The organism is Cupriavidus alkaliphilus (assembly GCF_014191175.1).
Taxonomy (GTDB): Bacteria; Pseudomonadota; Gammaproteobacteria; order Burkholderiales; family Burkholderiaceae; genus Cupriavidus; species Cupriavidus alkaliphilus.
In genome coordinates this window covers 50,872-76,878 of record NZ_JACHWE010000007.1, presented here as the reverse complement: position 1 = coordinate 76,878, position 26,007 = coordinate 50,872, and the positions used below count along the sequence as shown (strand labels likewise).

Here is a 26,007-nt window from a genome sequence, read left to right as displayed (position 1 = left end):
CGCGGCGCTTACAGCGCGGCCCGCAGCCCGATGAAGAAGCGCCGGCCCGGTGCCGGCTCGAAGTAGCGGCCGTTGGCCTCGTTGACGATCACCGAGCCGATGTAGCGCCGGTCGGCCAGGTTGTCGATACGGCCGAACAGGTAGAAACGCGTCGGCCCGATACGGAAGGCATAGCCCGCGCGCAGGTTGAACACGGCATAGCCCGGCGCCGCCTGGGTGTTGAGGTCGTCGGCATAGACGCGGCTGTCGACGCGCAGCTCGGCACCCAGTGTCAGCGGCGCGACGGGTCGCCACGACAGGTCTGCTGCCAGGCTGTGGCGCGCGGTGCCGGGCAGGCGGTTGCCGGCCGCCACCGCCTGGCCCTGCGCATTGATAAAGCCATCACCAAAGTACGCATTGAGCCAGGTATAGGCCAGCCCCGCTTCGATCCGGCTGCCGCCGCCCTGGCCCGGCGTGCCGACCTGCCCGAGAAAGCCGCCGCGCCAGCCCAGCTCCAGCCCGCGCCCGCGCACGCCGCTGACATTCTGGTAGACGGTGCGCCCCGCATTGTTCGATTGCGGCACCACCTCGTCATGGCTGTCGGCATCGAACAGCGCAGCCTCCAGGCGCTGCCCCGACCCTTGCCACTTGATGCCGATCTCGCCCTGGCGGCTGGTCGATGCCTGCAAACCGAGGTTGCTGCCGACGCCGCCGGGGCCGTAGGCGACCTCGGTCAGCGTCGGGGTCTCGAAGCCGCGGCCGAGGTTGGCGTAGACGTTGAGGGAATCCAGCGCGTGCCAGACCACGCCGAGCACCGGACTGACATTGCTGTAGCTGGCGTGGCCACTGTCGTCGGGGCTGGCCGCGGTGATGAAATGGTCGTCGATGCCCAGCCGCACCCGGCTGGCGCGCGCCCCGCCCACCAGTTGCCAGGCCGGATGGAAGGTCCAGTCGAACTGCGCGAAGGCGCCGATGTCGGTCGCGGTATTGGTTTCATCGCGGCGCAACGCCCCCTGGGTGCCGTTCTGGTTGACGTAGCCGTTGCGGCCGTCGCGCATGCCGTTGGCTTCGAGCCCGGCGCTCCACAGCAAGGGCAGACCTGCGGCAGTGGTGGTGCGCCGGTTCCAGGACAGCGCGGCACCGCCGAACGTGCGGTCGAGGTCGACGATGCCGCCGGACGACGTCGGCGCGGCGCCGCTGAAGCCCAGCCGCTGGTACAGGTTGCGCGTGCCGCCGTACAGCCGTGCCGACAGGCTGTCGGTGCCGCTGACCTGATGGTCCACCACCACCCCGGCCTGCGCCTGCTCGACGGTCTTGCCGGTATCGAACTGGGTGGCCGCGGCCACTGCCTGGCGCGGGTCGGCATCGGCCTGCGCGCGGGTCAGGCCGAGCGGGTCCTGCGCCAGCGGCTGGTTGAAGTAATTGAACTGCCCGGTCACGCGCGTGCCGCTGGCCGGCTGCGCCACCACTTTGGCATTGAGCTGGTAGCGGCGCGCCGCGCTGTGCTCGCGATAGCCGTCGGTCTGGTAGGTCCACGCATCGAGCGAGCCGCCGAGCCGGTCATTGCCGCCGGCCAGCGCCACCCCGGCCTGCCACTGGCCGTCGGCGCCTAAGCCGGTCGAGACGCGCCCGGTGAACCCATCCGTGGGCGGATCCGGCGTGAACACCTGCACCACTCCGCCGGAGGCATTGCCATACAGCTGCGCGAACGGGCCGCGCAGCACTTCGACCCGGCTGGCGTTGGCCAGGTCCGCCGTCGATGCCTGCCCCTGCCCGTCCGGCATGGTGGCGGGAATGCCGTCGACATACAGCCGCACGCCGCGCACGCCGAAGGTGGAACGCGTGCCGAAGCCGCGCACCGACAGTTGCAGGTCCTGCGAATAGTTCTGCCGGTCGCGCACCGCCACGCCGGGCACGCCGGCGAGCACCTCCGACAGGTTCACCAGCGGCGTGGCGCTGCGCAGCGGATCGACCGGCACGCTGTCGATCGCGGCGGGCGCGTCGAAGCGGCGCTGCTCGCTGCGGGTGGCGCTGACTACCACGTCGGGCAAGGTCTCGCCGGTGGCCGCGGCAACGGCCGTGCCGGGCGCATCCGCGGCCCGCGCCGCGCCGGCCAGCGCCAGCGCCGCGCACGCCAGCGTGCGCACGGCAAGGAAACGAGAAGGGGGACGGCGCTGTGGCCTCACCGCCGGGATCTGCCTGCCGCCTGGGTTCATGGGAATCGGGAGCGGTTGCGGGTTGGGGCGCGAAGCCGGGCAGCGCCGGGCGTGAGCGGATATAGCGCAACTTTATCCCGGCCGCGCCATGCTGGCTACGCGCGGCGCCGCCGGGAAAACCCGTGGATCGGCTGGCGGGACCGCCCCTCGGACAGATATTCAGAAAATTTCAACAACTTATTGCAGAACCGCCCCTGCCAGCGGCGTTTCACCCCCCTACACTTTCCTCACCAGCCGCCGCATTGCCCGCCACGATAAGGAGGCGATGCAGCACAAGCATATTCAGATTTTCGAAATTAAAGGGACCCGATATCATGACCACCACCTCCACCCGCGTTGCCATCGTCTACCACAGCGGCTACGGCCACACCGCCAGGCAGGCCCAGGCCGTCGCCCGCGGCGCCGGCAGTGTGGCGGGCGCCGAAAGCCTGCTGATCCCGGTCGAAGACATCGACCAGCACTGGGATACCCTGGAACAGGTCGATGCCATCGTCTTCGGCGCGCCGACCTACATGGGCAGTGCCTCGGCCCAGTTCAAGGGCTTTATGGACGCGACCTCGCGCAACGTGTTCGCCAAGGGCGGCAAGTGGGCCAACAAGGTAGCCGCCGGCTTTACCAACGCGGCCTCGCGCTCCGGCGACAAGCTGGCCACGCTGCAGCAGATCGCCATCTTCGCGGCGCAGCACGGCATGCACTGGGTCAACCTGGGCCTGCCTTCGGGCCACAACAATTCGAAGTCGACCGAGGATGTGCTGAATCGCCATGGTTTCTTCCTGGGTGCGGCCGCGCAGTCGGATGCGGATGCCAGCGCCGAGGTGGCGCCGCCGCCGGCGGACCTGCGTACCGCCGAACACCTGGGCGCGCGCGTGGCCGAAGTGGCGCAGCAGCTGGTCGCGGGCCGGCAGGCGCTGGCGGCACTGAAGGAAGCTGCCTGAGAGAAGTGAGCGCGTCGCACGCTGGCCGGTCCGGGTGTTGTCCTAGCGCGGCAGGCAAGAACAGCACCGGCCTGGAGGTCCCAGGCCTGGTCCTGGCGCCAGTCGTGACGCTCAGTAAAGCACCTCCAGTGCATCGAACAATTCGATGTCCTTCTGCGCCGCCGAACGCGCGCGGCGCCGGATTTCCTGCAGCAGGCAGTCGATAAAGCATTGCGCCGCTCGACTGCTCACGGCGTTATGGCGTGTAATGATGCCAAGCCGGCTGGTCTCGAACCGCTCGGCTAGTGGCAGGGCTTGGACCCAGCCCCGCATCGGCTCGGCCAAAAGCAGCGGACGCGGGCAATAGCTGATCATGCCGGCATTGCGGACCAACTCGAGCAGCAATGCGGTCGAGTGCGCGCAATGCAGGCGCGCGGGATCGATACGGGCTTCATGCTGCCAGAACAGGTTGCGCATGAACGGCTCGTAGCTGGCCGCGGTGTAGTTGACGACCCAGTCCTGCTCCAGCAGTTCGTGCAGCGAGCGCGCCTCCGCGCACGGGTGGCCGCGCCGCGCGATCACGCACGCGGTGTATCCAAGCAGCGGCTCGCATTCGAACTCCTGCGTGGACATGGCCGCGGTGAATGGCCCCACCGCGAAGTCCAGGGTACCTTCGCGCAAGCGGGGCAAGGCTACCGCGGTCAGGCCTTCGAAGATCTCCACCTGCACGCCCGGCATGCGTTCGCGAAAGCGCAGCAGCACGCGGGGCAGGAACGTCAGCATGACCCACGGCGTGACGCTCAGGCTCACCCGGCCCACCCCTTCGCCGCGTAGCGTAGCCAGTTCCTCACTGGCGCGGGCGAGTTGCCCCACCACCAGCCTGGCATGGCCCAGCATGCGCTGCCCCGCTTCAGTCAGCGCCACGCCGCTGGCGGTGCGCGACAGCAACGGCAGGCCCGCTTCGCTTTCCAGCTCGCGCAGCGCCTTGGTCAATGCCGCCTGTGACAGCCCGACCAGCCGCGCAGCGGCGCGGATGCTGCCGGCATCGGCCACCGCGACAAGGGCCTGGATCTGGTGCAGTTTCATCGGCATGGCGGCTCGGGGAGGGTGACAACCAATGGTTGTCAGGATAACAGTATTGCGGCTGGCGGCACCTGCGGGCACTGCATAAGATCGGTCCACACCGTTCCCCGCCAACGCCTCCACGGAGACTCCATTGCATCCCGATCCTGTCCTGCCCGGCATTCGCGCCATCGAAGCGGAGATGGTGGACCTGCGCCGCCGCATCCACGCCCATCCCGAACTGGGCTTCGAGGAATTCGCCACCAGCGAGCTGGTGGCGGAATGCCTGCAGGCCTGGGGCTATGCGGTACATCGCGGACTCGGCGGCACCGGCGTGGTCGGCACGCTGCGCCATGGCGAGGGCCGCGCCATCGGCCTGCGCGCCGACATGGATGCCTTGCCGATCCAGGAAACCACGGGCCTGCCGTATGCCAGCAAGCTCGACGGCAAGATGCATGCTTGCGGCCATGATGGCCATACCGCCACGCTGCTGGCCGCCGCCCGCTACCTGGCGGAATACAAGCCCTTCCACGGCACCCTGCATGTCATCTTCCAGCCGGCCGAGGAAGGCATGGGCGGCGCCCGCGAGATGATCCGCGACGGCCTGTTCCGCCTGTTCCCGTGCGATGCGGTCTTCGCGCTGCACAACATGCCCGGCCACCCCACCGGCAAGTTCGGCTTCCTGGGCGGTCCGTTCATGGCCTCGTCCGATACCGTCACGATCCGCGTCGACGGGCGCGGCGGCCACGGTGCGGTGCCGCACCGGGCGGTCGATCCGGTGGTGGCGTGCGCGTCGATGGTGATGGCCTTGCAGTCCGTGGTCGCGCGCAACGTGAACCCGCTCGACATGGCCATCGTGACCGTTGGCGCGATCGAAGCCGGCCAGGCGCCCAACGTGATTCCCGAAAGCGCCGAGCTGCGCCTGTCGGTGCGCGCGCTGAAGGCCGAGGTGCGCGACCTGCTGCAGGCACGCATCACTGCGCTGGCGCAGGCGCAGGCCGAGAGCTTTGGCGCCAGTGCGGAGGTGCGTTACGACCGCCGCTACCCCGTGCTGGTCAACGATCCGGCCACCACCGCGATGGCACGCGAGGTCGCCCGCGACTGGCTGGGCGAGGATGGGCTGATCGACGACATGGTGCCGCTGACGGGCAGCGAGGATTTCTCTTTCATGCTGCAAGAGTGCCCGGGCTGCTACCTGATCGTCGGCAACGGCGACGGCGAGGGCGGCTGCATGGTCCACAACCCGGGCTATGACTTCAACGACGCCTGCCTGCCGCTCGCGGCCACCTACTGGGTAAAACTGGTCGAACGCTACCTGGGCTGACCAGCGCCCGCCATCTGCCAAGACCGGCCCGGAGGCCGGCGCCACCTTCTACGGAGACACCATGTCGACACCACTTCCCGCGCAGCCGCTGGACGGCGCCTTCGTCGCGCCGGTCCCGCGCGCCGCGCCCCGCCGCCGCGTGATTGCCGCCATCACCATCGGCAATGGCCTCGAGTTCTACGATTTCACCGTCTACAGCTTCTTCGCCGTTCTGATCGGCAAGCTGTTCTTTCCGGTTTCCGGCAGTATTGGCCAGCTGATGCTGTCGCTGGCGACCTTTGGCGTGGGCTTTGTCGCGCGCCCGCTCGGCGGCCTGCTGATCGGACTCTATGCCGACCGGGTCGGGCGCAAGCCGGCGATGGCGCTGACGCTGTGGCTGATGGGGCTGGGCTCGCTGCTGTTCGTGGTGGCGCCCACCTATGCGCAGGCGGGCATGGCCGCGCCGCTGCTGATCGTGCTGGCGCGGCTGCTGCAGGGCTTCGCGCTGGGCGGGGAAGTGGGCGCCTCCACGGCGCTGCTGATGGAGTATGCCGATGACCATTCACGCGGCTACTACGGCAGCTGGCAGCTGTTCAGCCAGGGCGTCAGCGTGCTGCTCGGCGCGGTGGTCGGCCTGTCGCTGACCAACGGGCTGTCGGCCGACGCGCTGCAAAGCTGGGGCTGGCGCGTGCCGTTCGCCATCGGCATCCTGGTCATCCCGCTGGGCCTCTATATCCGCCGCCATCTGGAGGAAACCGCCGCAGCGCCGGCTGCGGACGGCAGGGGCCATGAATGCGCCGGCCTGAGCGAAATCTTCCGCGCCCACGGCCGCGTCGTGGCGGCCGGCGTACTGGTGACGATCGGCGGCACCTCGGCGACCTATATCGTGCTGCACTACATGACCAGCTACGCGGTGACGGTGCTGAAGATCCCGCTCGGGCTCAGCATGTCCGCCGGCTGCGTCGCCGCGCTGGTACAGGTGGCGCTGTCCGCGTATGCCGGCCGTCTCTCCGACCGGATCGGGCGCAAGCCTGCCATCCTCTGGTCGCGCGTGGCCATGCTGGCACTGGTCTATCCCGCCTTCATGCTGCTCAACGCGCGGCCGTCGCTGGCGATGCTGCTGGCGGTGGTTGCGACGCTGGCCCTGCTGCTGGTGCTGAACACGGTGCCGTCGGTGGTCCTGATCACCGAACTGTTCCCGCGGCGCATCCGCGCGACCGGGCTGTCGGTGGTCTATTGCATCGGCGTGCTGGTATTCGGTGGCTTTGCCCAGCTGATCGCTACCTGGCTCATCGGGCTGACCGGCAACGCCAGCGCGCCGGCGCTGTATGTGATCGGCTGCGGCCTGCTTTCACTGGTCGGGCTGGCGATGGTGCCGGAGACCGCCGGCAAGCGGCTGGATTGAGTCACGGACAGCCCGGGATGCATCGGCCGCATTCCCTGGCATGGGCGGCCCATCCGGACGCTGCCCCCGCAGGTCGCCTTCGCTCCCAGGAATCTGCTAAAGCCCTCGCCCCTCCCGACCGTTAAGCAATAGGGTCGCATTAGGATGGACACGGGAGACTGACATGCAGAACCTGGGGATTCGCTTACGCCTGGGCGCGGCGTTTGGCGCCATGTGGTCGCTGATGGCGATCGGGATCGCGGTGGCCTTGCCGCGCATGCAGGAAGCCGCCGATGCCCGGCGCTTGCTGATCGCGCTGGCCGCCGCAGGCCTGTGCGTGGCGGTGGGCGGGGTCTGGGCGCTGGCGCGCGGCATCGAGGCGCCGCTGTCCGAAGCCGTCCACATCGCCGAAACCGTGGCCGCGGGGGACCTCAGCCAGGAGTTCAACACCGAACGCGGCGGCGAGTTCGGCCGGCTGCTGGGCGGCCTGGGCGAGATGGAAGACATGCTGACCGACCTGGTGACACGCATCCGCACCGCCACCGATTCCATTACCGACGCTTCGCACCAGATTGCCGCCGGCAATACCGACCTGTCGCAACGCACCGAAGAGCAGGCCGCGGCGCTGCAGCAAACGGCGTCGAGCATGGGCGAGCTCACCGCGATGGTGCAGCAGAACACCGAACGCGCCCGCGCCGCCAACGGCATGGCAGCCAGCGCCTCGGGCATCGCCGCGCGCGGCGGCGAGGTGGTGGGCAACGTGGTGCAGACCATGTCGGCGATCAGCGCCAGTTCGCGCAAGGTCACCGACATCATCGAAGTGATAGAAGGCATCGCCTTCCAGACCAATATCCTGGCACTGAACGCCGCGGTGGAAGCCGCGCGCGCGGGCGAACAGGGCCGCGGCTTCGCCGTGGTCGCGGGCGAGGTGCGCACGCTGGCGCAGCGCAGCGCCGCCGCGGCGCGCGAGATCAAGCAGTTGATCGACGATTCGGTGCAGCAGGTGGACAGCGGCTCGGCGCTGGTGGGCCAGGCCGGCGCAACCATGCAGGAGATCGTCCAGGCGGTGGCCAGCGTCACCGGGCTGCTGGGCGAGATCACCGCGGCGTCGGAACAGCAAAGCGCCGGCATCGCGCAGGTCAACCAGGCGGTGGCGCAGATGGACACCGTGACGCAGCAGAATGCGGCGCTGGTGGAGCAGGCGGCCAGTGCGTCGCAGGAACTGGCTGGGCGGGCGACGGAGTTGCAGCAGGTGGTGGGAGAATTCAGGCTGTAGGATTGAGGGCCGGCACTGGCTTTATAGCTGGGGCTCAAACAAGTTGAATTGCCGGAGCCAGCCCTCAACGGCAGGATCGTCGCAGCGTCCAGATCAGCATCGCGCAGGTCAGGGGAGCCGTGGCGCAGATGCCGCCCAGGCATCACGACCGACTGTGTACTCCCTCTCCCGCAAGGTGGCCCTTTCAGTGAATCAAGCCGCAACGCTCGCCGGCAGCACCGCCTGCACCGCCGCGGCAAAGCGCTCGACGATGTTGTCGATATCCCGCGGCGTGCAAATGAACGGCGGTGCGAACAGCACGTGGTCGCCATGCACGCCATCGACGGTACCGCCCATCGGATAGACCAGCAGCCCGTTCTGCATCGCGGCGGCTTTCAGCCGCGCATGCGTCTTCAGGGCCGGATCGAGCGTGGCCCGGCTGTCGCGATCGGCGACGAACTCCACGCCGACGAACAGGCCGCGTCCGCGCACGTCGCCCAGGTTGGGGTGCTCGCCCAGCGCCTCGCGCAGCCGGCTGCGCAGCTGCTCGCCGCGGGCCAGCACGTTGGCCAGCAGCTTGTCCTCGACGATGGTGCGCTGCACTGCCAGGGCCGCCGCGCAGGCCGTGGCATGGCCGATATAGGTGTGACCGTGCTGGAAGAAGCCGCTGCCGCCGACAATGGCGTCATAGATCCGGCGCGTCGACAGCATTGCGCCGATGGGCTGGTAGCCGGCGCCCAGGCCCTTGGCGATGGTGACGATGTCCGGCACCACGCCGTCCTCTTCGCACGCGAACAGGTAGCCGGTGCGGCCCATGCCTGACATCACTTCATCGAGGATCAGCAATACACCGTACTTGTCGCATACGGCGCGGATGCGCTTGAGGTAGTCGCCTACCGGCGGCACCGCGCCGGCGGTGGCGCCCACCACGGTTTCGGCGACGAATGCCGCCACGGTTTCCGGGCCCAGGTCCAAGATCTTCGCTTCCAGTTCGTCGGCCAGGCGCTGGGCGTATTGCGCGTCGGTCTCGCCCGCGAGCCGGTCCCGGTACGCATAGCACGGCGACACGTGGTGCGCCGGCACCAGCAGCGGCAGGAACGGCTCGCGCCGCCAGGCGTTGCCGCCGATCGCCAGCGCGCCCAGCGTATTGCCGTGGTAGCTCTGGCGGCGCGCGATAAAGTGGCGGCGTGCCGGCTGCCCCATCTCGACGAAATACTGGCGCGCCAGCTTCAGCGCCGATTCCACCGCCTCGGAGCCGCCCGAGACAAAGTAGACATGATCGAGATCGCCGGGTGCGGCCTGCGCCAGGGTTTCGGCGAGCGTCTCCGACACCTCGGTGGTGAAGAACGAGGTATGCGCGTAGGCGATGGTGTCGAGCTGCGCCTTGATCGCCTCGATCACGCGCGGATGGCCGTGCCCCAGGCACGACACGGCGGCGCCGCCGGAGGCGTCCAGGTAGCGCCGGCCGGTGCTGTCGATCAGTTCGATGCCCTGCCCGGCAACGGCAACGGGCAACTGCTGGCGCGGATTGCGATGGAATACGTGGGTCATGATGAGAGGGTGGTGGCAGTGCCCGGCCGCGCGTCAGCGGCGCGCGGCGAAAGGATTGTGGGTGGCAACGCGCCGCAGCACGCGACCGGAGAAAGCGGGGCGCGCACTGCCGGTGCTGTCTTCGCCCCCGGCGGACTGTTGCCAGACCTGCGCGCCGTTGACCCAGACCCCGTCGATGCCGGTGCTGAGCTGCAGCGGGTCTTCAAAGGTGGCGCGGTCCTGCACGCGCTGCGCATCGAACAGGACCAGGTCGGCAAACGCGCCAACGGCGATACGGCCGCGGTCTTGCAGGCCGTATTGCTGCGCGGCCAGCCCGGACATCTTGTGGATCGCGGCCTCGAGCGTCATCAGCTGGTCTTCGCGCACCATGCGCGCCAGGATGCGCGGGAAGGTGCCCCACTGGCGCGGATGCGGGCGCGGATCGAACGGCAGGCCATCGGAGCCGAAGATGGTCAGCGGGAACTGCGCGATGCGCGCGACGTCGCGCTCGTCCATGATGAAGTAGATCGCCGCCGCGGGACGCAGCCTGGCGAGCAGCGCCTCCTCATCCAGCCCAAGCTCCTGCATCAGCTCGTGGAAGTCACGACCGCCCGCCGCGGGATAGCCGGTTGACCACGTGATCAGCGTGCGCGTGGACTGGCGTACGCGGTCCAGCCGCAGCATGGTCGAGGTCGCGGGATAGGGATGGCAGTCCAGGCACAACGGCTGCAGGCGCGCGGCCTCGGCCAGAAGGCCCAGCGTTTCGGCCGAGCGGCCATGGTTGCGCTTGCCCGCCACCTTGTGGTGCGAGAACACCACCGGACAGTCCAGCGCGCGGCCGATGCGCAGCGCCTCCTCGATCGACGGCACGATGGCATCGGTTTCGTCACGCAGATGGGTGGAGTAGAGGCCGCCATGGGTGCGGACCGGCTCGCACACGGCGATGATTTCCGCTCCGGTGGCCGCAGCTGCCGGCGGATAGAAAGTGCCGGTCGACACCCCGAAGGCGCCCGCCTCCATCGCCAGCCCGACCTCCTCGCGCATCGCGGCGATCTCCGCGTCATTGGCAGGACGGTCCAGTTCCGGCATCGCGCGCACGCGCAGCGTGGAGTGCCCCAGCAGCGGCACCACGTTGACGTTGGCGGGCGCCGCGCGCAGCGCGTCGAGCCACTGCGCAAAGGTATCGAAGCGGAACAGCGCGGGCGGGCCCAGCAGGTCCAGCGGCTGCGGCGGCGCGCCGCTGAGCAGCGGCGCCACGCTGATGCCGCAGTTGCCGGTCACCACCGTGGTGATGCCCTGCGACACCTTGGGCGTCATGTCCCGGTGCACCAGCAGGTAGCCGTCATCATGCGTATGCGCGTCGATAAAGCCCGGCGCCAGCACGCGGCCGGTGGCGTCGACGGTATGGTCCGCGGCGATGCCGCCGCAGTCGCCCACGGCAACGATGCGGTCGCCCGCGACGGCGACATCGGCCAGGCGGCGTTCGGTCCCGGTGCCGTCCACGACCGTGGCGTTGCGGAAGATCAGGTCGGCACGCCGGGGCGCGGCGGGTTGTGATGCCATGGTCAATCCTTGTCTTGCTGGCGGGCTCATTGCGGCGCGATGCCGGCCTGTTTGACCACCGCAGCCCACTTGTCGGTTTCTTGCGCGGCATAGCCAGCCAGCGCCTGCGGCGTGCCGCCGACCGGCTCGGCGCCCAGTGCGGCGAACTTTTCGCGAATTGCCGGATCCGCCAGCGCGCGGTTGAAGGCGCCGTTGAGCCTGGCCACCACGCCGGCGGGGGTGCCTTGCGGCGCCACCAGGCCGCCCCACGCCACGCCCTCGAAGCCGGGCACGCCGGACTCGGCGATGGTGGGCAGCGCCGGCAGCAGCGGCGCACGTGCCAGGCTGGTCACGGCCAGCGGCCTGAGCTTGCCGGCCTTGATCAGCGGCAGGATGGTCGGCATGTTGTCGATCAGCACGTTGACCTGTCCGCCCACCACATCGGTGGCGGCCTGCGGGCTGCCCTTGTAGCCGACATGGGTCCAGGCAAGCCCCGCCTTGTCGGCCAGCAGCTGCCCGGTGAGATGGCCGGACGTGCCCTGCCCGGGCGAGGCGTAGGTGACCTTGTCCGGGTTGGCCTTGATGTGGGCCACCAGCTCGGCAAAGGTCTTCACCGGCATGTCCGGACGGACGGCGATCACGTTCGGCACCTTGAACAACAGCACTACCGGCACAAAGGCATCGGGCCGGTACGGCAGCTTGCGGAAGGTGCTCTTGTTGATCGACAGCGTGACGTTGTTGGCGTAGCCGAGCGTGTAGCCGTCGGGCGTGGCGCGCTCCAGCTCCGAGATGCCGATCACGCCCGAAGCGCCGGGCTTGTTGTCGATCACGAACGACTGGCCGAGCGATTTGGCGGCCTCGGCGCCTAGCGCGCGCATCAGCACGTCCGGACTGCCGCCCGCCGCCGACGGCACCACCAGACGGATCGGACGCGCCGGATAGGTGTCTGCCGCAGCGGGGCCAGCCAGGACTGCCGCGCCCAGCCACAACAGGGTAGCCAGCGACCGCCTCCGTTGCTGTCTTTGTTTTTGCATGTCGGTATCCCGTTCAGTAGCTGGGTTCGCGCGGTGATGCGCTTGCAGTATAGGTGCACGACCGCGATCAATGCAACATTTGTTTCTTTCATCATAGAAACGAAACAAACCGGATACGCGTTCGCGGCCAGAGTGCTTCCCGTAACGGTCATTCGTCATGAAACAAACGTTACAGCGATCGAGGCACAGCCCTGCTGCACAGGCCTTGTGCCTCGAGGAAATGCCCTGCCGCCAGCGCCAGGCCTTCCCGCCACGGCGGTGCCACGATCTGGATGCCCACTGGCAAGCCTTCGCCCGCGCAAGGCGCGGCCACCACCGGCAGGCCCGCCAGCGACAACGGCCGCGTCATGTGGCCGGCATCGGCACGAGGCCGGTAGATGCGCCCAACACCTTCGACAACATCAGCGCCGATCGGCGTTGCCGCATAGGGTGTCGAAGGCGCCAGCAGCAGGTCGACGTCATCGAACAGCGCCAGCAACCGCTGTCGCCACGACGACTGGTACCGGCACGCGATGTCATACCAGTCCCGCGGCATGGCCAGCCCGGCCAGGATGCGCTGGCGCACGAAGGCGCCATAGCCGCCATGGCGCGTCGAAAAATCCATGGCCTGGTGGTTGCGTCCGACTTCATAGGCGGAGATCACCGACGCTGCGTTGCGCGCGGCGTCCGCGTCGGGCAGGTCGATGGTGCGCACCGCGCCGAAGGCTGAGGCCACGCGCAGCACGGCGGACTGCGCCGCGGGCTCGGCAAAATCGGCAAAGCCTCGGCCGAGCACGCCGACGCGCAACGTCGTCGGGCGGCCATGGCGCTGCGCAGCCTCCGGCGCATCAACGCCGAGCATGGCCGCGTAGGCCAGCGCGAGGTCAGCGGCGCTACCCGCCATCGGTCCGACCGTATCCAGGCTCTGCGCATACGGCACGCATCCCCGCAGCGATAGCCGGCCCGTGGTGGGGCGCAGCCCCCAGATGCCGCAGAACGCGGCCGGCGCGCGGATCGAGCCATTGGTGTCCGAGCCCAGCCCGAACGGCACCACGCCGGCCGCCACCAGCGCCGCGGTGCCCGCCGACGAACCGCCGGTGATGCGCAAGGGGTCGAGCGGGTTGCGCACCGGGCCGCCGATCACGTTCTCGCCGGTGGCGCCGCACGCGTATTCGTCCATCGCCGCCAGCGCGACCGGCACCGCGCCCGCCGCCACCAGTGCCTCGACGGCATCCGCATGGCGCGTGGCCGGCGGATCCTGCGCGCGTGGCTCGGCCCCGGCCAGGGTGGCATGGCCACGCACGTCCAGCAGGTTCTTCACCACGAACGGCACGCCGGCAAGCGGCGGCATCGGCTGGCCCCCGGCGCGCCGGCGGTCCAGCGCCGCCGCTTGCGCCAGCGCGCTGTGCGCGAGCAGCGCCGAGCAGGCGTTGAGCGGCGCGGCGGCTTCGGCGCGCTGCAAGGCGTCGCGCACCAGAGCGGTGGCAGGCCGTTCGCCGCTGCGCACTTGCGCCGCCATGGCCGCCGCGCTCAGGATGTCAGCCGCCATGCTGCCCCGCCTCGCGCGCCAGCGCGTCGCGCAGGCCCGCCACCATCGCCGCCATGCCGGCCAGCAGCGCCGCGGCCTGCTCGCAATCGTGCGGCGCGACCGGCCCCTTCAGGTTGGCCGCGGCTTGCGCGGCCAGGCCGGCGGGATCGCTGTCGTAGGCATTCACCATGATTCAGCTCCGCGATTGCATCAGCTGGCGCGGGATCGCCAGAATCAGCACCGCCGCGGCCAGCATCAGCCCGGCCAGCGCCAGCACGCCCAGCGAAATGCTGCCGGTGCTCTGCTTGATGCCGCCCATCAGCACCGGGCCGATCAGGCCGGCCAGGCTGGCGGCGCTGTTGATCATGGCGATGCCGCCGGCCGCGGCGGTGCCGGCCAGCACGCGGCCAGGCAGGCCCCAGAACATCGACAGGGTGGCCATCAGGCCGGAGATGCCGATGGTCAGGAACACCATCGCCAGCACCGTGTCGTGCGGGAACAGCGTGCTGGCCCACATGCCGACGGCAGCCACCAGCAGCGGCAGCGCGGAATGCAGGCGCCGCTCGCCGGTGCGCTCGGCATGCGCGGCATTGAGATTCATGACGACGCAGGCCACCGCGTAAGGGATCGCGGTCAGCATGGCGATCTCCAGCGGCGACGACATGCCCGTGGACTGGATGATGGTCGGCAGCCAGAACACCAGGCCGTAGTTGCCGATATTGAACAGCAGGCAGATCGCCATCAGCACCCACAGGATCGGCGACTTCAGCGCGGCGATAAAGCGGGTGTTCTTCTTCGCGTTCTCGGTGCTGAGCGTGCTCGTGATGGTGGCGGCCTCGGCCGGCGTGAGCCAGGGCGCGGTCTCCGGCGCTTCGGGCAGCATGCGCAACAGCAGCAGGCCCAGCAGGATGGCCGGCAGCGCCTCGATCAGGAACATCCACTGCCAGCCGTCGAGCCCGTGCAGGTCATGCGTGGCCGACATCAGCGCGCCGGACAACGGCCCGCCCAGCACCATGCCCAGCGGCATTGCCAGGAACAGGATCGACATGATGCGCGACTGGCGGTCGGCCGGGTACCACTTGTTCAGGTACATCACCGCGGCCGGGAAGAAGCCGGCTTCGGTCACGCCCAGCAGGAAGCGCGCGGCGTAGAACTCCACCGGCGTGGTCACGAACATGGTCGCGGCCGAGACCAGCCCCCACAGGATCATGATGGCCGCCATGCAGCGGCGCATGCCGAAGCGGTAGATCAGCAGGCTGCAGGGCACCTGGCACAGCATGTAGCCCCAGAAAAAGATGCCTGCGCCCAGGCCGTATACCACATCGCTGAGCCCCAGCGCCTGCTGCATCTGCAGCTTGGCAAACCCCACGTTGACGCGGTCAAGGTAGCTGAAGAAATAGCACAGCACGATGAACGGCACGATGCGGCGCGTGACCTTGGCGAACGCCGTGTCGGCGGCGTCTGGCAGCGCGCCGGCGTGGCCCGGCGCCTGGGGCATGGCTGGCTTGGCCAGGGACATGATGGATTCTCCTCCGTGTACAGGCGCGCGGGGGGCCGGCGCCAGGAGATGCCATCATAGCCGGCAATGAAACAAACGTTCCAGCATGGTTTACACTGAAACAAACGATATTTTCGTGGTGCCGGATGACGGGAACGGCCCCACAACGAAACAGGGCGGCAATACCTGCCGCCCAAGACCTGCGTGCGTATCGCGCTGCAGGGGGCAAAGGCTGGTGCTCGACCTGTAAGCACCGCTGTCCGGGACGAAAAGCAACCATTTGGTTGCGCTTTCCGCGCCGATCTCCTAACCTGCAACCACAGCGTTGCACGCAACGCCTTGCACAGGAGACCGGACATGCCCACAGAAACCGACCGCATCGAACGCAGCATCCTGATCGAAGCCCCCGTTGCGCGCGTCTGGCACGCGCTGACCGATGCCGATACCTTCGGCAGCTGGTTCGGCGTCCGCTTCGACGGCGCCACCTTCGCCCCGGGCGAGCGCGTGGTGGGCAGCATCACCTATCCGGGTTACGAATACCTGAAGTTCGACGTCCACGTCGAACGCATGGAGCCGGAACGGCTGCTGTCGTGGCGCTGGCATCCGGCGCCGCTGGAACGCGGGCGCGATTACTCGGACGAGCCGGCCACGCTGGTGGAATTCACGCTGCGCGAGGTGGAAGGCGGGACCATGCTGACCGTGGTCGAGTCCGGCTTTGACCGGATCCCGCCCGAACGCCGCCAGGAAGCCTTCCGCATCAACAGCGGCGGCTGGGACGCGCAGGTCAACAATATCCGCGAGCATGTTGCCGGCACTGCCTGAGGCGCTGCCGGACGCGCCGGCGCTGCGGCAGTCGGCCACGGTGTTTGCCGCGCTTGGCGACGAAACCCGCCTGCGGCTGGTGGCGGCGCTGTGCGCCGGCGGCGCGATGTCGATCGCGCAACTGACGGCGGGCAGCGCGATGACGCGGCAGGCGGTGACCAAGCACCTGCAGGTACTGGCGCAGGCCGGGCTGGTGCACGACAGCCGCGCCGGACGCGAGCGCCTGTGGCAGTTCGAGCCCGGCCAGCTCGATGCCGCGCGCCGGTCGCTGGAGGCGATCGGGCGGCAGTGGGAGTTTGCGCTGGGCAAGCTGAAGCTGGCGGTGGAGGGCGAGCATTAGCTGGTTGGCTCCCCTCGCCCGCTTGCTCCCCTCTCCCGCTTGTGGATGCTCCCGCCCTCTCCCCAACCCTCTCCCGCAAGCGGGAGAGGGAGCAAACAAGCGTCGTTTGGCTGCCTCGACGGTCACGTGGTCCCGCGGCATCACCGCTATACTGACAGCCCCCCGCCCATTCCAGCGAAAGGAAGCGCGCAGTGGCTGACCACGACCTGTCCAGGCTCAAGATCGACCGGCAAGCCGCCGCGTCCGGCGTCCATATCCGCCCGCGGCGCCGATGGGTGCGCTACGCGGCCGTCGCGGTGGTGCTGCTGGCGCTGGCCGGCATTGCCATCCGGCTGGCCGGCCCGCGGCCGGTGCAGACCGCCACCGTTACCTCCGCCTACCCCACGCAGAACTTCACGCTGCTGAACGCCACCGGCTATGTCGTGCCGCAGCGCAAGGCGGCGGTCGCGTCGAAAGCGCAGGGCCGGCTGGAATGGCTGGGCGTGCTCGAAGGCTCGCGCGTGAAGAAGGACGAGGTGATCGCGCGGCTGGAAAGCAAGGACGTGGCCGCGTCGTTCGCGCAGGCGCAGGCGCAGGTCCAGGTGGCACAGGCCAACCTGGCGCTGCAGCAGGCCGAGCTGAAGGACGCCGAGGTGAACTTGCGCCGCTCCAGGGTGCTGATCGTGCCGAACGCGATCTCGCGCACCCAGTACGACGCCGACGTGGCGCGCTTCGACAAGGCACGGGCGTCGGTGAACAGTTCGCGCGCCTCGGTGGCGTCGGCGCGGGCCAATGCGCGCGCGGCCGAGGTCGCGGTCGAGCAGACCGTGGTGCGCGCGCCGTTCGACGGCGTGGTGCTGGTCAAGCATGCCAACGTGGGCGACAACATCACGCCCTTCTCGGCCGCGGCCGACACCAAGGGCGCCATCGTCACCATCGCCGACATGGAAACGCTGGAGGTCGAAGCCGATGTTGCCGAAGCCAATATCGCCAGGATCCGCGTCGACCAGCCCTGCGAGCTGCTGCTCGACGCCCTGCCCGGCCTGCGCCTGGCCGGGCAGGTCTCGCGCATCGTGCCGACGGTAGACCGCTCCAAGGCCACCGTGCTGGTCAAGGTGCGCTTCGTCGACCGCGATGCGCGCGTGCTGCCGGACATGAGCGCCAAGATTGCCTTCCTGTCGCGCGCGGCCACCGCGCAGGACCGCCAGCCGGTGGTTGCGGTGCAGCCGGCCGCGATCGCCACGCGCGACGGCCGCCAGGTGGTCTACGTGGTCAGGGACGGCAAGGCGCACGAGATGACGGTCAAGACCGGCGACAAGCTGGGCGAGCTGGTCGCCGTGCAGGGCGTCAAGCCTGGCGACGTGGTGGTGCTGTCGCCAGGCGACCAGATCGGCGACGGCAGCCGCGTCAGCACCGCCAAGCCATGAGGAGGGCCGCATGAGCGCCGCCCCGCTGGTGCAGATCGACCACGTTGCCAAGTCGTACCGGCGCGGCGTGCAGACCGTGCCGGTGCTGACCGATATCTCGCTGGAAATCGACGAAGGCGACTTTGTCGCGCTGATGGGGCCGTCCGGCTCCGGCAAGAGCACGCTGCTGAACCTGATTGCCGGCATCGACCGGCCGGACCGCGGCACGCTGCGCGTCGCCGGGCTGGATATTACGCAACTGCCCGAAGCGGCATTGGCCGACTGGCGCGCCGCCAATGTCGGCTTTATCTTCCAGTTCTACAACCTGATGCCGGTGCTGACCGCATTCGAGAACGTCGAGCTGCCGCTGATGCTGACGCGCCTGCCGCGCGCGGAGCGGCGTGCGCGCGTGGAACTGGTGCTGGACATGGTCAACCTGGCCGACCGCATGAGCCACTATCCGTCGGAGCTGTCGGGCGGCCAGCAGCAGCGCGTGGCGATCGCGCGCGCGCTGATCACCGACCCCGCGCTGATCGTCGCCGACGAGCCCACCGGCGACCTCGACCGCACCTCGGCGGCCGAGATCCTGGCGATGATGCAGCGGCTCAACGCCGATGCCGGCAAGACCATCATCATGGTCACGCACGACGCGCACGCCGCCGCCGCGGCCGGCTCGCTGGTGCACCTGGAGAAAGGGGAGCTGATCCGTGGCGAGCCGGCGTAGCCTCCATTCACCATGTACGCGCTCAAGCTGATCGCCCGCAATGCGCTGCGGCACAAGCTGCGCACCACGCTGACGGTGTTCGGGCTGGTGATCGCGGTGCTGGCGTTCGGGCTGCTGCAGACCGTGATCGACGCCTGGTACGCCGGGGCCTCGGCCGCCTCCAGCGCGCGGCTGGTCACGCGCAATGCCATCTCGCTGGTGTTTCCGCTGCCGCTCAGCTACGAAAGCCGCATCAAAGGGATCGACGGCGTGACGATGGTGGCGCGCTCGAACTGGTTCGGCGGGATCTATCGCGATCCCAAGAATTTTTTCGCGCAGTTCGCGGTCTCCGACAACTACCTCGACCTCTACCCTGAATTCATCGTCCCGGACGCGCAGCGCGCCGACTACCAGCGCGACCGCAAGGGCGCGCTGGTGGGACGCCAGCTCGCCGACCAGTTCGGCTTCAAGGTCGGCGACGTGATCCCCATCAAGGGCACCATCTACCCCGGCACCTGGGAATTCGTGGTGCGCGGCATCATGGACGGGCGCGACGAGAGCACCATCACACGCCAGATGGTGTTCCACTGGGAATACCTGAACGAGACCGTGCGCAAGCGCACCCCGCGCCAGGCCGACCAGGTCGGCGTCTATATATTGGGCGTCGGCAACCCCGACAACACCGCGGCGATCTCGCGCCAGGTCGACGGCGTGTTCCGCAATTCGCTGGCCGAAACCCTGACCGAAACCGAGCAGGCCTTCCAGCTCGGCTTTGTCGCGATGTCCAACCAGATCATCGCGGCGATCCGCGTGGTGTCGTACGTAGTGATCGTGATCATCATGGCGGTGATGGCCAATGCCATGGCGATGAGCGCGCGCGAGCGCACCGTGGAATACGCCACGCTCAAGGCGCTGGGCTTCGGCCCCGGCTTCCTGGCGCTGCTGGTATTTGGCGAATCGCTGGCCCTGTGCGTGGCCGGCGGCGCGCTCGGCATGCTGGCCACGCCGCCGATGGCCGCCGCCTTCAAGCAGGCGGTGGGCGGCGTGTTCCCGGTGTTCACGGTATCGCCCCAGACCATGCAGTTGCAGGCGGCGTGCGCGCTGGCGGTGGGCATCTTTGCCGGCATCGTGCCGGCGGTGCAGGCGGCGCGCGTGCGCATCGTCGAGGGCCTGCGGGCCATCGGCTAGCGCGAGGGGACCGCCATGGCCATCCCGCTGACCTATATCGCGCGCAACCTGTGGGCCCGCCGCCTGACCACCGCGCTGACCGCGGCCGGCCTGGCGCTGGTGGTGTTCGTCTTCGCCACCATGCTGATGCTCGACGCCGGCCTGAAGAAGACCCTGGTCACCACTGGCGAACACGACAACGTGGTGGTGATCCGCAAGGGCGCCGAGACCGAGATCCAGAGCGCGGTCAACCGCGACCAGGCGAGCATCATCGAGATGCACCCCGCCGTGGCCATGAGCGGCGCCGGCCGGCCGCTGGCGTCGCGCGAGGCCGTGGTGCTGATCTCGCTGACCAAGGCCAGCACCGGCCAGCCGTCCAACGTGGTGATCCGCGGCATCTCGCCGCCCGGCATGGACCTGCGTCCGCAGGTGCGGCTGGTGGCCGGGCGCATGTTCCGGCCGGGCTCGTCCGAGATCATCGTCGGCAGCAGCATCGCCGGCGGCTTTGCCGGCGTGCAGCTCGGCGAGCACCTGCGCTTTGCGCAACGCGACTGGACCGTGGTCGGCCACTTCGATGCCGGCGGCAGCGGCTTTGACTCCGAGATCTGGGGCGACGTGGACCAGCTGATGCAATCGTTCCGGCGCAATTCGTATTCGTCGATGGTGGTCAGGCTGGCCGATTCCGCGCTGTTCGAGCGCTTTCGCGCCGATCTCGACGTCGATCCGCGCCTTGCCGACGAGGCCAAGCGCGAGCAGGCGTTTTACAGCGACCAGTCCAAGGCCCTGTCCGGCTTTATCAATATCCTGGGCTTCACGCTCTCTACCATCTTCTCGGTCGCGGCAATGATCGGCGCCATGATCACCATGTACGCCTCGGTGGCCAACCGCGTGGCGGAGATCGGCACGCTGCGCGCGCTCGGATTCCAGCGCGCCAGCGTGCTGGCCGCGTTCCTGGCCGAAGCGGCGCTGCTGGGCCTGGTCGGCGGCGCCGCGGGCCTGGCGTGCGCGGCGCTGATGCAGTTTGCCTCGTTCTCGACCACCAACTTCCAGACCTTCGCCGACCTGTCGTTCCGCTTTATCCTGACCCCGGCCATTGCGCTGCAGACCCTGGCGTTCTCGATGGCGATGGGGCTGGTGGGGGGATTCCTGCCGGCGGTGCGGGCGGCGCGGATGAATATCGTGGACGCGCTGCGGGCGCGTTGAGGCTGATGCTTCCCTGCCAGTTTGCTCCCCTCTCGCGCTTGCGGAAGAGGGAGTACCGCGTCGGCATTCCAGAGCCTTCAGCGCTGTGCGCGGCCCCATCCTTTCCTTGCCTTCTCCCCGGTGTCCGACTACAACCCGTAGTGATGCATGCTACGCGTCAGGACGCCCCCCGATGAACCTTGACCTGCTGGCCTCATTGCTGACAGCCGTGGTGGTGCTGTTGATCGGTACGCTGGTCAACCGCAGCGTCGGCGTGCTGTCGCGCTACAACATCCCCGATCCCGTCACCGGTGGCCTGCTGTTTGCGATCGTGGCGTCGACGGCGATGGCCGCGGTGAACTTCCGCGTGGTGATCGATCCCGGCATGAAGCCGGTGCTGCTGCTGATGTTCTTCGGCGGCGTCGGCCTCTGCGCCGACCTGCGCATGCTCAAGCGCGGCGGCAAGGCGCTGGTGATCTTCCTGGTTATCCTGCTGCCATATATCGTGGTGCAGAACGTGGTGGGCGTGGCCATGGCGCGGGTGCTGGACCTGCATCCGATCTTCGGCCTGGTGAGCGGCTCCATCACGCTGGTGGGCGGGCACGGCACCGGCGCCGCCTATGCCGAGCGCTTTGCCGAGGTCAACAACCTGCAGGCGGTGATGGATTTGTCGATGACGGTGGCCACCGTCGGCCTGGTCGTCGGCGGCATCATCGGCGGACCGGTGGCGCAATACCTGATCTCGCGCTACCGGCTGCGCTCGACCGCGCGCGAAGCCGGCGACACCGAGGACGAAGCGGCGGCGGTCTCGCCCATCACCACCGTGGGGGCGCTGGCGTCGCTGGCCGGCATCCTGGCCGCGGTGATCGGCGGACGCTGGATCGCCGCGCAGATGCCGACCGGCGCCATCACCATCCCGGGCTTCCTCTGGTGCATGATGCTCGGCATCGCCATCCGCAACCTGCTGCCCTTTGCCGGCATGCGCTTCGACGACCGCGCCACCGACCTGATCACCAATGTCTGCCTGTCGCTGTTCCTGGTGATGACGATGATGGCGCTGGACCTGGCCGACGTGGCGATGTCCGCGGGTCCGTTCCTGCTGATCATCGCCATGCAGGTGGTGTTCATCATCCTCTACGTGGTGCTGGTGTGCTTCCGCTTCATGGGGCGCGACTACGAAGCCGCGGTCAGCTCGGCCGCGTTCATCGGCTTCAACATGGGCTCGACCGCCACCGCCATGGCCAATATGCGCGCCATCACCGCGCGCTACGGGCCGGCGCCCACCAGCTACCTGATCACGCCGCTGGCCGGCGCGTTCTTCGTCGACCTGATGAACGCGTTCGTGCTGACCATGATGCTGGCGCTGCCGCTGATCGGGGGCTGAGATGGGGGCTAAGATGCGGCGCCGCGCCCTGCTGACCCTGCTGTTCGCCGTGCTGGCCAGCGCCTGGCTGGCGGGATGCGGCGGCGGCCCGGCCGCCGACGGCATCCGCGCCGGCGTCGAAGAGCGGCTGGCGCTGGCGCTGCCGCCGGGCACGGTGCAGGTGGTGGAACTGGAGCGCCGCGGCTCGCAGGCCGATACCAAGGCCCCGGCGGGCGAGACGCGCCGCATCGTCTATTTCGACGCCCGACTGAAGCTGCTGCGCGACTATGACTTCGGCGCCTGGGATTCGCCCGGCGTGGCCGGCCTGGTGTCGGCGCTGGGCGCGGGCCCGCGCGGCATCACCGGCATCACCAGCGGCGGCAACAAGGCCGGCGACATCATCCGCGCCCACGGCACCGCGCTGTACCGGCGCGACGGCGAGCGCTGGGTCGGCGTGCTGCCGGCCGGCTACCGCCCCGCCGAGGCCCCGACCGTCGCCACCAATGCCCAGACCGGTCCGGCGGCGATCCTCGACGCGATGCGCAAGGTGATCGACTCGGTGCAGAAGGATGCCTCGCCGGCGCAGCGCGCGGTGATCGAGCAGGAGCTGACCACCGCGCACGCCAATATCCGCGCGCGGCTGGCGCGGGTCAACGAAGGCTATGCCATTGCCGCCGGCGCCGAGCACGGCCAGTACCTGCGCTTTGCGCAAGCGCTGGTGGCCGGCACGCGCGTGCGCGCGATCCCGTTGGTCACGCACGGCGGCGAAGAGAACCTGCGCCTGCTGCGCGCTGGCAAGGTCTCGGTGGCGCTGGCGCAGGGCGATGCCGCACTCGACGCCTACGAGGGCAAGGACGCCTTTGCCGACGACGGCCCGCAGGCCTCGCTGCGCGCCATCGGCAGCCTCTATCCGGAACCCGTGCATGTGCTGGTGCGCGACGCCGATCCGGCGCGCTCGGTGTCGGACCTGCGCGGCAAGCGCATCGCGGTGGGCGAGCGCGGTTCGGCCTCGCGCGGCACCGCGCTGCGCGTGCTGGCTGCGCACGGGCTGGCAGACAAGGACTTCAAGGCCGAGGAAGTGGGGCTGGGCACCGGCCTGGTGGCGCTGCGCCAGAACCAGGTCGACGCCGTGATCCAGGTGATCGGCGTGCCCGCCGACAGCATCCGCGATGCGCTCGCGGAAATGCCGCTGCGGCTGCTGCCGCTCGACGAAAAGGCCATCGCCGCGCTGGTGGGCCGCAAGGCGGGCTATTTCCGCGCATCGATTGCGCCGGGCACCTATCCCGGCCTGAGCGCGCCGGTGCGCACGATCGCCACCGCGGCCGTGCTGGTGACCGGCCCGGACCTGTCCGACGCCGAAGTGGCCGACCTGACGCGGCTGGTCTACCGCAACGGGCGCGACCTGGTCGCGCGCGGCAGCGCCCAGGGCGGCCAGATTGCGGTGGCTACGGCGCGCCAGGGCCTGATGATTCCGCAGCATCTGGCAGCGGCCAAGGCGCTGGACGCCATGGGCCCGGCCGGCGCCGCGCCGGGCGCGGCAAGGCCCGCTCGGCCGCCGGCAGCGTCCGGGACGCCGGTCAGATAGGGATGCGGGGGATGCGCTGGCCGGCTTCAGCGCCGGCCCGATACGCCGTAGAACGTTCCTGCGCGTGGATTAGACACCACATAAGCGTGGCGCTGCGCCCAGAACTGTGCGGTACGGAAGGCTTCGGCCTCGCGCTCGCTCCAATCCGTTGCCAGCAACGGCAGGGCCTCGGCATCGGTGGTCAGGTAGACGCGCGCCTGGTAGCGCGCGGATTGCATCGTGCCGGTACGGATGGTGCGGATCGTGACGTGGAGGGTCATAGGCAGCTTCTCGACAGGGCAACTACCAGATCATAACCACTTCCATGTGTTGGATTGGTGAAACCGTTGCGAATGTGCCAATGCCGCCGACATGCCGCGGCGCTGTCAGGTTCCGGCACCAGCGCCGACATACCGGCATCATCGTGCCTACTGGAGCCAGACATGCCTGCCCGGCCCGCCATTCTCGTCGTGACCCACCTCGCCATGCTGGCGGTCGGCTTCGCCGCCGGCATCTATGTGCTGCCGATCCTGACGGCGCAGCCGGGCGCCAGCGCCGGCCAGGTGCAGGCGGTATCGCAGCAGGCGCGCTATACCGGCACCTTCCGCAAGGATCTGGCCGGCAGTGATGCGCTGCACTGGGCCAGCGGCCGGCTCCATGTCTCGGCCAGCGCGCTCGCCTTCGAAGGCAGCGTGGCACCGGGTCCGGATTACCGGATCTACCTGGCGCCGGCGTTCGTCGACAACAAGGAAGCCTTCCTGCGGATCAAGGACCAGTCCCTGCAGGTGGCTGAACTGAAGACCTTCGGCAATTTCACCGTGGACTTGCCGGCCGGGGTAGACCCGTCCCGGTATGCGGCGGTGGTGATCTGGTGCGAGCGGTTCGGGCAGTTTATTGGCGCTGCGGGGTATCGGTAGGGACCGCGGGCAGGCCGCGGAGCAATGGCGCGGACCGAGCAGCGAAGCACCCGGCCAAAGGGAAAAAAGGGCCGATCAAGGCAACCGGCCCAACGAACCCCGCAAGACCAGCCGCAGGTGTCGATATGAGAGTTAAGCACCCGCCCGTGCAGGCATGGGCGCCTGCCGGGCGGGCATCGGATGGCAATGCTCAGAAGCGGTGACGCAGGCCGATGGTGGCGCCGGTCTGGTTCTCGCCCGCGACCACGGTACCCACGCCGTTCAGGCCCAGCGCCGAGCCCGACTTGTTCTTCGAGTAGCCCACGTTCAGGTACACGTCGGTGCGCTTGGACAGCGAGTAGTCCGCCGACAGCACGAACATCCACGGATCCGCATCGCTATTGCGGGTGTCGTTGTAGTACGCGGCGCCGGTCAGCTGGAACGCCGGCGTGAAGCGGTACTGGGCGCCGGCCCAGTAGACGTTGCTGCGAGTCGCGGCCGCGGTGGCGCTGGACACGCCGTCGTCGCGCAGCCAGCGGTAGCCCGCGAACACCTTGGCACCGCCGAAGGCGTAGGCCGCGCCCACGGCCGCGCGCTTGGCGGCGCGGTCCTGCAGCGCCACCGTGCCGCCCTGGAACTGGTCGTAGGCCGCGCCGACCGAGAAGCCGCCCGCCGCATACGACAGGCCGCCGCCGAAGTTGCGCCCGACCTTGGTCTCGCCCGGGATTTCGTTGTTGTCGCGGCCGAAGCTGTAGAAGCCGGTGGCGGTCAGGCCGCCGAACTTGCCGGTGTACTTGACGGCGTTGTCGGCGCGGCCGTTGAAGGCCGAGTCGACGCTGTTGAGCGAGTAGCGCGGGCCCACGCCCATCGGGTCGAAGGCGCCGAACAGGTCGTACAGCGCGTTCTGCTGGCGGCCCAGCGTGACCGCGCCCCAGCCGCCCTGCAGGCCGACGTAGGCCTGGCGGCCGAACAGGCGGTTGCCCTGGCCCGAGGTGCCGGTGTCGACATCGAAGCCGCTTTCCAGCACGAAGATGCCCTTCAGGCCGCCGCCCAGGTCTTCGGTGCCACGCAGGCCCCAGCGCGAACCGGACAGGTTGCCCGAGTTCAGGCGCGCGGCCGTGCCTTCGGCGCCGCCGCTGCCCGGCACGTTGCTGATCACTTCGACGCCGGCGTCGACGATGCCGTAGAGCGTCACGTTGGACGTGGATTGGGCCGACGCCACCCCGGATGCGGCCGACGCGGCCGCTGCTGCCGTCATTGCAAGGAGAGCTTTCTTCACTGTAGTTTCTCTGTGTTCTGTTTGAGGCACGACACCGCACCGGACCCAGGGCCCGATCGTCATGGAGCGTCATGGCGACCTG

The 26,007-nt window shown here is 69.0% G+C and carries 23 protein-coding genes; 13 read left to right on the top strand and 10 right to left on the bottom strand.

What is annotated here, in order from left to right; translation table 11 throughout:
* Positions 1-8: 8 nt before the first annotated feature.
* Positions 9-2,195, bottom strand: coding sequence for a TonB-dependent receptor family protein (locus tag FHX60_RS21720; protein ID WP_183284587.1), 2,187 nt, complete (start codon positions 2,193-2,195; stop codon positions 9-11).
* Positions 2,196-2,509: 314 nt separating this feature from the next.
* Here FHX60_RS21720 and FHX60_RS21715 point away from each other — a divergent pair, with 314 nt between their 5' ends.
* On the top strand, positions 2,510-3,130 hold the full coding sequence (locus FHX60_RS21715; protein ID WP_183284586.1) for a flavodoxin family protein: 621 nt from the start codon (positions 2,510-2,512) through the stop codon (positions 3,128-3,130).
* A 111-nt stretch (positions 3,131-3,241) separates the two neighbouring features.
* Here FHX60_RS21715 and FHX60_RS21710 read toward each other — a convergent pair whose 3' ends face one another.
* Positions 3,242-4,201: a LysR family transcriptional regulator gene (locus FHX60_RS21710; RefSeq protein WP_183284585.1), complete on the bottom strand. Its 960-nt coding sequence runs from the start codon at positions 4,199-4,201 to the stop codon at positions 3,242-3,244.
* A gap of 172 nt (positions 4,202-4,373) precedes the next feature.
* Here FHX60_RS21710 and FHX60_RS21705 point away from each other — a divergent pair, with 172 nt between their 5' ends.
* From FHX60_RS21705 to FHX60_RS21695, 3 genes are all read left to right on the top strand, one after another.
* Complete coding sequence (locus FHX60_RS21705) at positions 4,374-5,495, top strand: M20 aminoacylase family protein (RefSeq protein WP_221210104.1); 1,122 nt, start codon at positions 4,374-4,376, stop codon at positions 5,493-5,495.
* A 61-nt stretch (positions 5,496-5,556) separates the two neighbouring features.
* On the top strand, positions 5,557-6,879 hold the full coding sequence (locus FHX60_RS21700; protein ID WP_183284583.1) for an MFS transporter: 1,323 nt from the start codon (positions 5,557-5,559) through the stop codon (positions 6,877-6,879).
* A 163-nt stretch (positions 6,880-7,042) separates the two neighbouring features.
* Positions 7,043-8,134, top strand: a complete 1,092-nt coding sequence (locus FHX60_RS21695; protein ID WP_183284582.1) for a methyl-accepting chemotaxis protein — start codon at positions 7,043-7,045, stop codon at positions 8,132-8,134.
* Between the two features lie 192 nt (positions 8,135-8,326).
* On the opposite strand, the gene FHX60_RS21690 is transcribed toward FHX60_RS21695, so the two are convergent.
* From FHX60_RS21690 to FHX60_RS21665, 6 genes are all read right to left on the bottom strand, one after another.
* Positions 8,327-9,664 carry an aspartate aminotransferase family protein gene (locus FHX60_RS21690; protein WP_183284581.1) on the bottom strand — a complete coding sequence of 446 codons (1,338 nt, stop codon included), beginning with the start codon at positions 9,662-9,664 and terminating at the stop codon, positions 8,327-8,329.
* Between the two features lie 33 nt (positions 9,665-9,697).
* Positions 9,698-11,206: an N-acyl-D-amino-acid deacylase family protein gene (locus FHX60_RS21685; RefSeq protein ID WP_183284580.1), complete on the bottom strand. Its 1,509-nt coding sequence runs from the start codon at positions 11,204-11,206 to the stop codon at positions 9,698-9,700.
* A 26-nt stretch (positions 11,207-11,232) separates the two neighbouring features.
* Positions 11,233-12,219, bottom strand: coding sequence for a Bug family tripartite tricarboxylate transporter substrate binding protein (locus FHX60_RS21680; RefSeq protein WP_183284579.1), 987 nt, complete (start codon positions 12,217-12,219; stop codon positions 11,233-11,235).
* A 169-nt stretch (positions 12,220-12,388) separates the two neighbouring features.
* The gene (locus FHX60_RS21675) at positions 12,389-13,747 is read right to left on the bottom strand and encodes an AtzE family amidohydrolase (RefSeq protein WP_183284578.1); all 1,359 of its coding nucleotides are present in this window, start codon (positions 13,745-13,747) and stop codon (positions 12,389-12,391) included.
* Positions 13,737-13,916 carry a hypothetical protein gene (locus tag FHX60_RS21670; RefSeq protein ID WP_183284577.1) on the bottom strand — a complete coding sequence of 60 codons (180 nt, stop codon included), beginning with the start codon at positions 13,914-13,916 and terminating at the stop codon, positions 13,737-13,739. Before FHX60_RS21670 ends, FHX60_RS21675 begins: the two co-directional genes overlap by 11 nt.
* Before the next feature lie 3 nt (positions 13,917-13,919).
* Positions 13,920-15,245, bottom strand: a complete 1,326-nt coding sequence (locus FHX60_RS21665; protein WP_183284576.1) for an MFS transporter — start codon at positions 15,243-15,245, stop codon at positions 13,920-13,922.
* Positions 15,246-15,581: 336 nt separating this feature from the next.
* Between FHX60_RS21665 and FHX60_RS21660 the strand changes: the two genes are divergently transcribed.
* From FHX60_RS21660 to FHX60_RS21625, 8 genes are all read left to right on the top strand, one after another.
* A complete protein-coding gene (locus FHX60_RS21660) occupies positions 15,582-16,046 on the top strand; it encodes an SRPBCC family protein (RefSeq protein ID WP_112776365.1) in 465 nt (154 codons plus the stop codon).
* Entirely contained in the window at positions 16,027-16,386 is a 360-nt protein-coding gene (locus FHX60_RS21655) for an ArsR/SmtB family transcription factor (protein WP_112776364.1), read from the top strand. The genes FHX60_RS21660 and FHX60_RS21655 overlap by 20 nt, the downstream gene beginning before the upstream one ends.
* A gap of 191 nt (positions 16,387-16,577) precedes the next feature.
* Positions 16,578-17,792, top strand: coding sequence for an efflux RND transporter periplasmic adaptor subunit (locus FHX60_RS21650; protein WP_183284575.1), 1,215 nt, complete (start codon positions 16,578-16,580; stop codon positions 17,790-17,792).
* A 10-nt stretch (positions 17,793-17,802) separates the two neighbouring features.
* Positions 17,803-18,495: an ABC transporter ATP-binding protein gene (locus FHX60_RS21645; protein WP_183284574.1), complete on the top strand. Its 693-nt coding sequence runs from the start codon at positions 17,803-17,805 to the stop codon at positions 18,493-18,495.
* A 12-nt stretch (positions 18,496-18,507) separates the two neighbouring features.
* The gene (locus tag FHX60_RS21640; protein WP_183284573.1) at positions 18,508-19,662 is read left to right on the top strand and encodes an ABC transporter permease; all 1,155 of its coding nucleotides are present in this window, start codon (positions 18,508-18,510) and stop codon (positions 19,660-19,662) included.
* Positions 19,663-19,677: 15 nt separating this feature from the next.
* Positions 19,678-20,844, top strand: coding sequence for an ABC transporter permease (locus FHX60_RS21635; RefSeq protein WP_092311047.1), 1,167 nt, complete (start codon positions 19,678-19,680; stop codon positions 20,842-20,844).
* A 172-nt stretch (positions 20,845-21,016) separates the two neighbouring features.
* Entirely contained in the window at positions 21,017-22,207 is a 1,191-nt protein-coding gene (gene gltS / locus FHX60_RS21630) for a sodium/glutamate symporter (RefSeq protein WP_183284572.1), read from the top strand.
* A 13-nt stretch (positions 22,208-22,220) separates the two neighbouring features.
* Entirely contained in the window at positions 22,221-23,771 is a 1,551-nt protein-coding gene (locus FHX60_RS21625) for a TAXI family TRAP transporter solute-binding subunit (RefSeq protein ID WP_112776360.1), read from the top strand.
* Between the two features lie 26 nt (positions 23,772-23,797).
* Here FHX60_RS21625 and FHX60_RS21620 read toward each other — a convergent pair whose 3' ends face one another.
* On the bottom strand, positions 23,798-24,031 hold the full coding sequence (locus FHX60_RS21620) for a hypothetical protein (protein ID WP_062803537.1): 234 nt from the start codon (positions 24,029-24,031) through the stop codon (positions 23,798-23,800).
* Between the two features lie 162 nt (positions 24,032-24,193).
* On the opposite strand from FHX60_RS21620, the gene FHX60_RS21615 reads away from it, so the two are divergent.
* Positions 24,194-24,667: a DM13 domain-containing protein gene (locus tag FHX60_RS21615; protein ID WP_092311056.1), complete on the top strand. Its 474-nt coding sequence runs from the start codon at positions 24,194-24,196 to the stop codon at positions 24,665-24,667.
* Between the two features lie 190 nt (positions 24,668-24,857).
* On the opposite strand, the gene FHX60_RS21610 is transcribed toward FHX60_RS21615, so the two are convergent.
* Positions 24,858-25,925 (bottom strand): porin, encoded by a 1,068-nt coding sequence (locus tag FHX60_RS21610; protein WP_092311059.1) that lies wholly within the window; start codon positions 25,923-25,925, stop codon positions 24,858-24,860.
* Positions 25,926-26,007 lie beyond the last annotated feature (82 nt).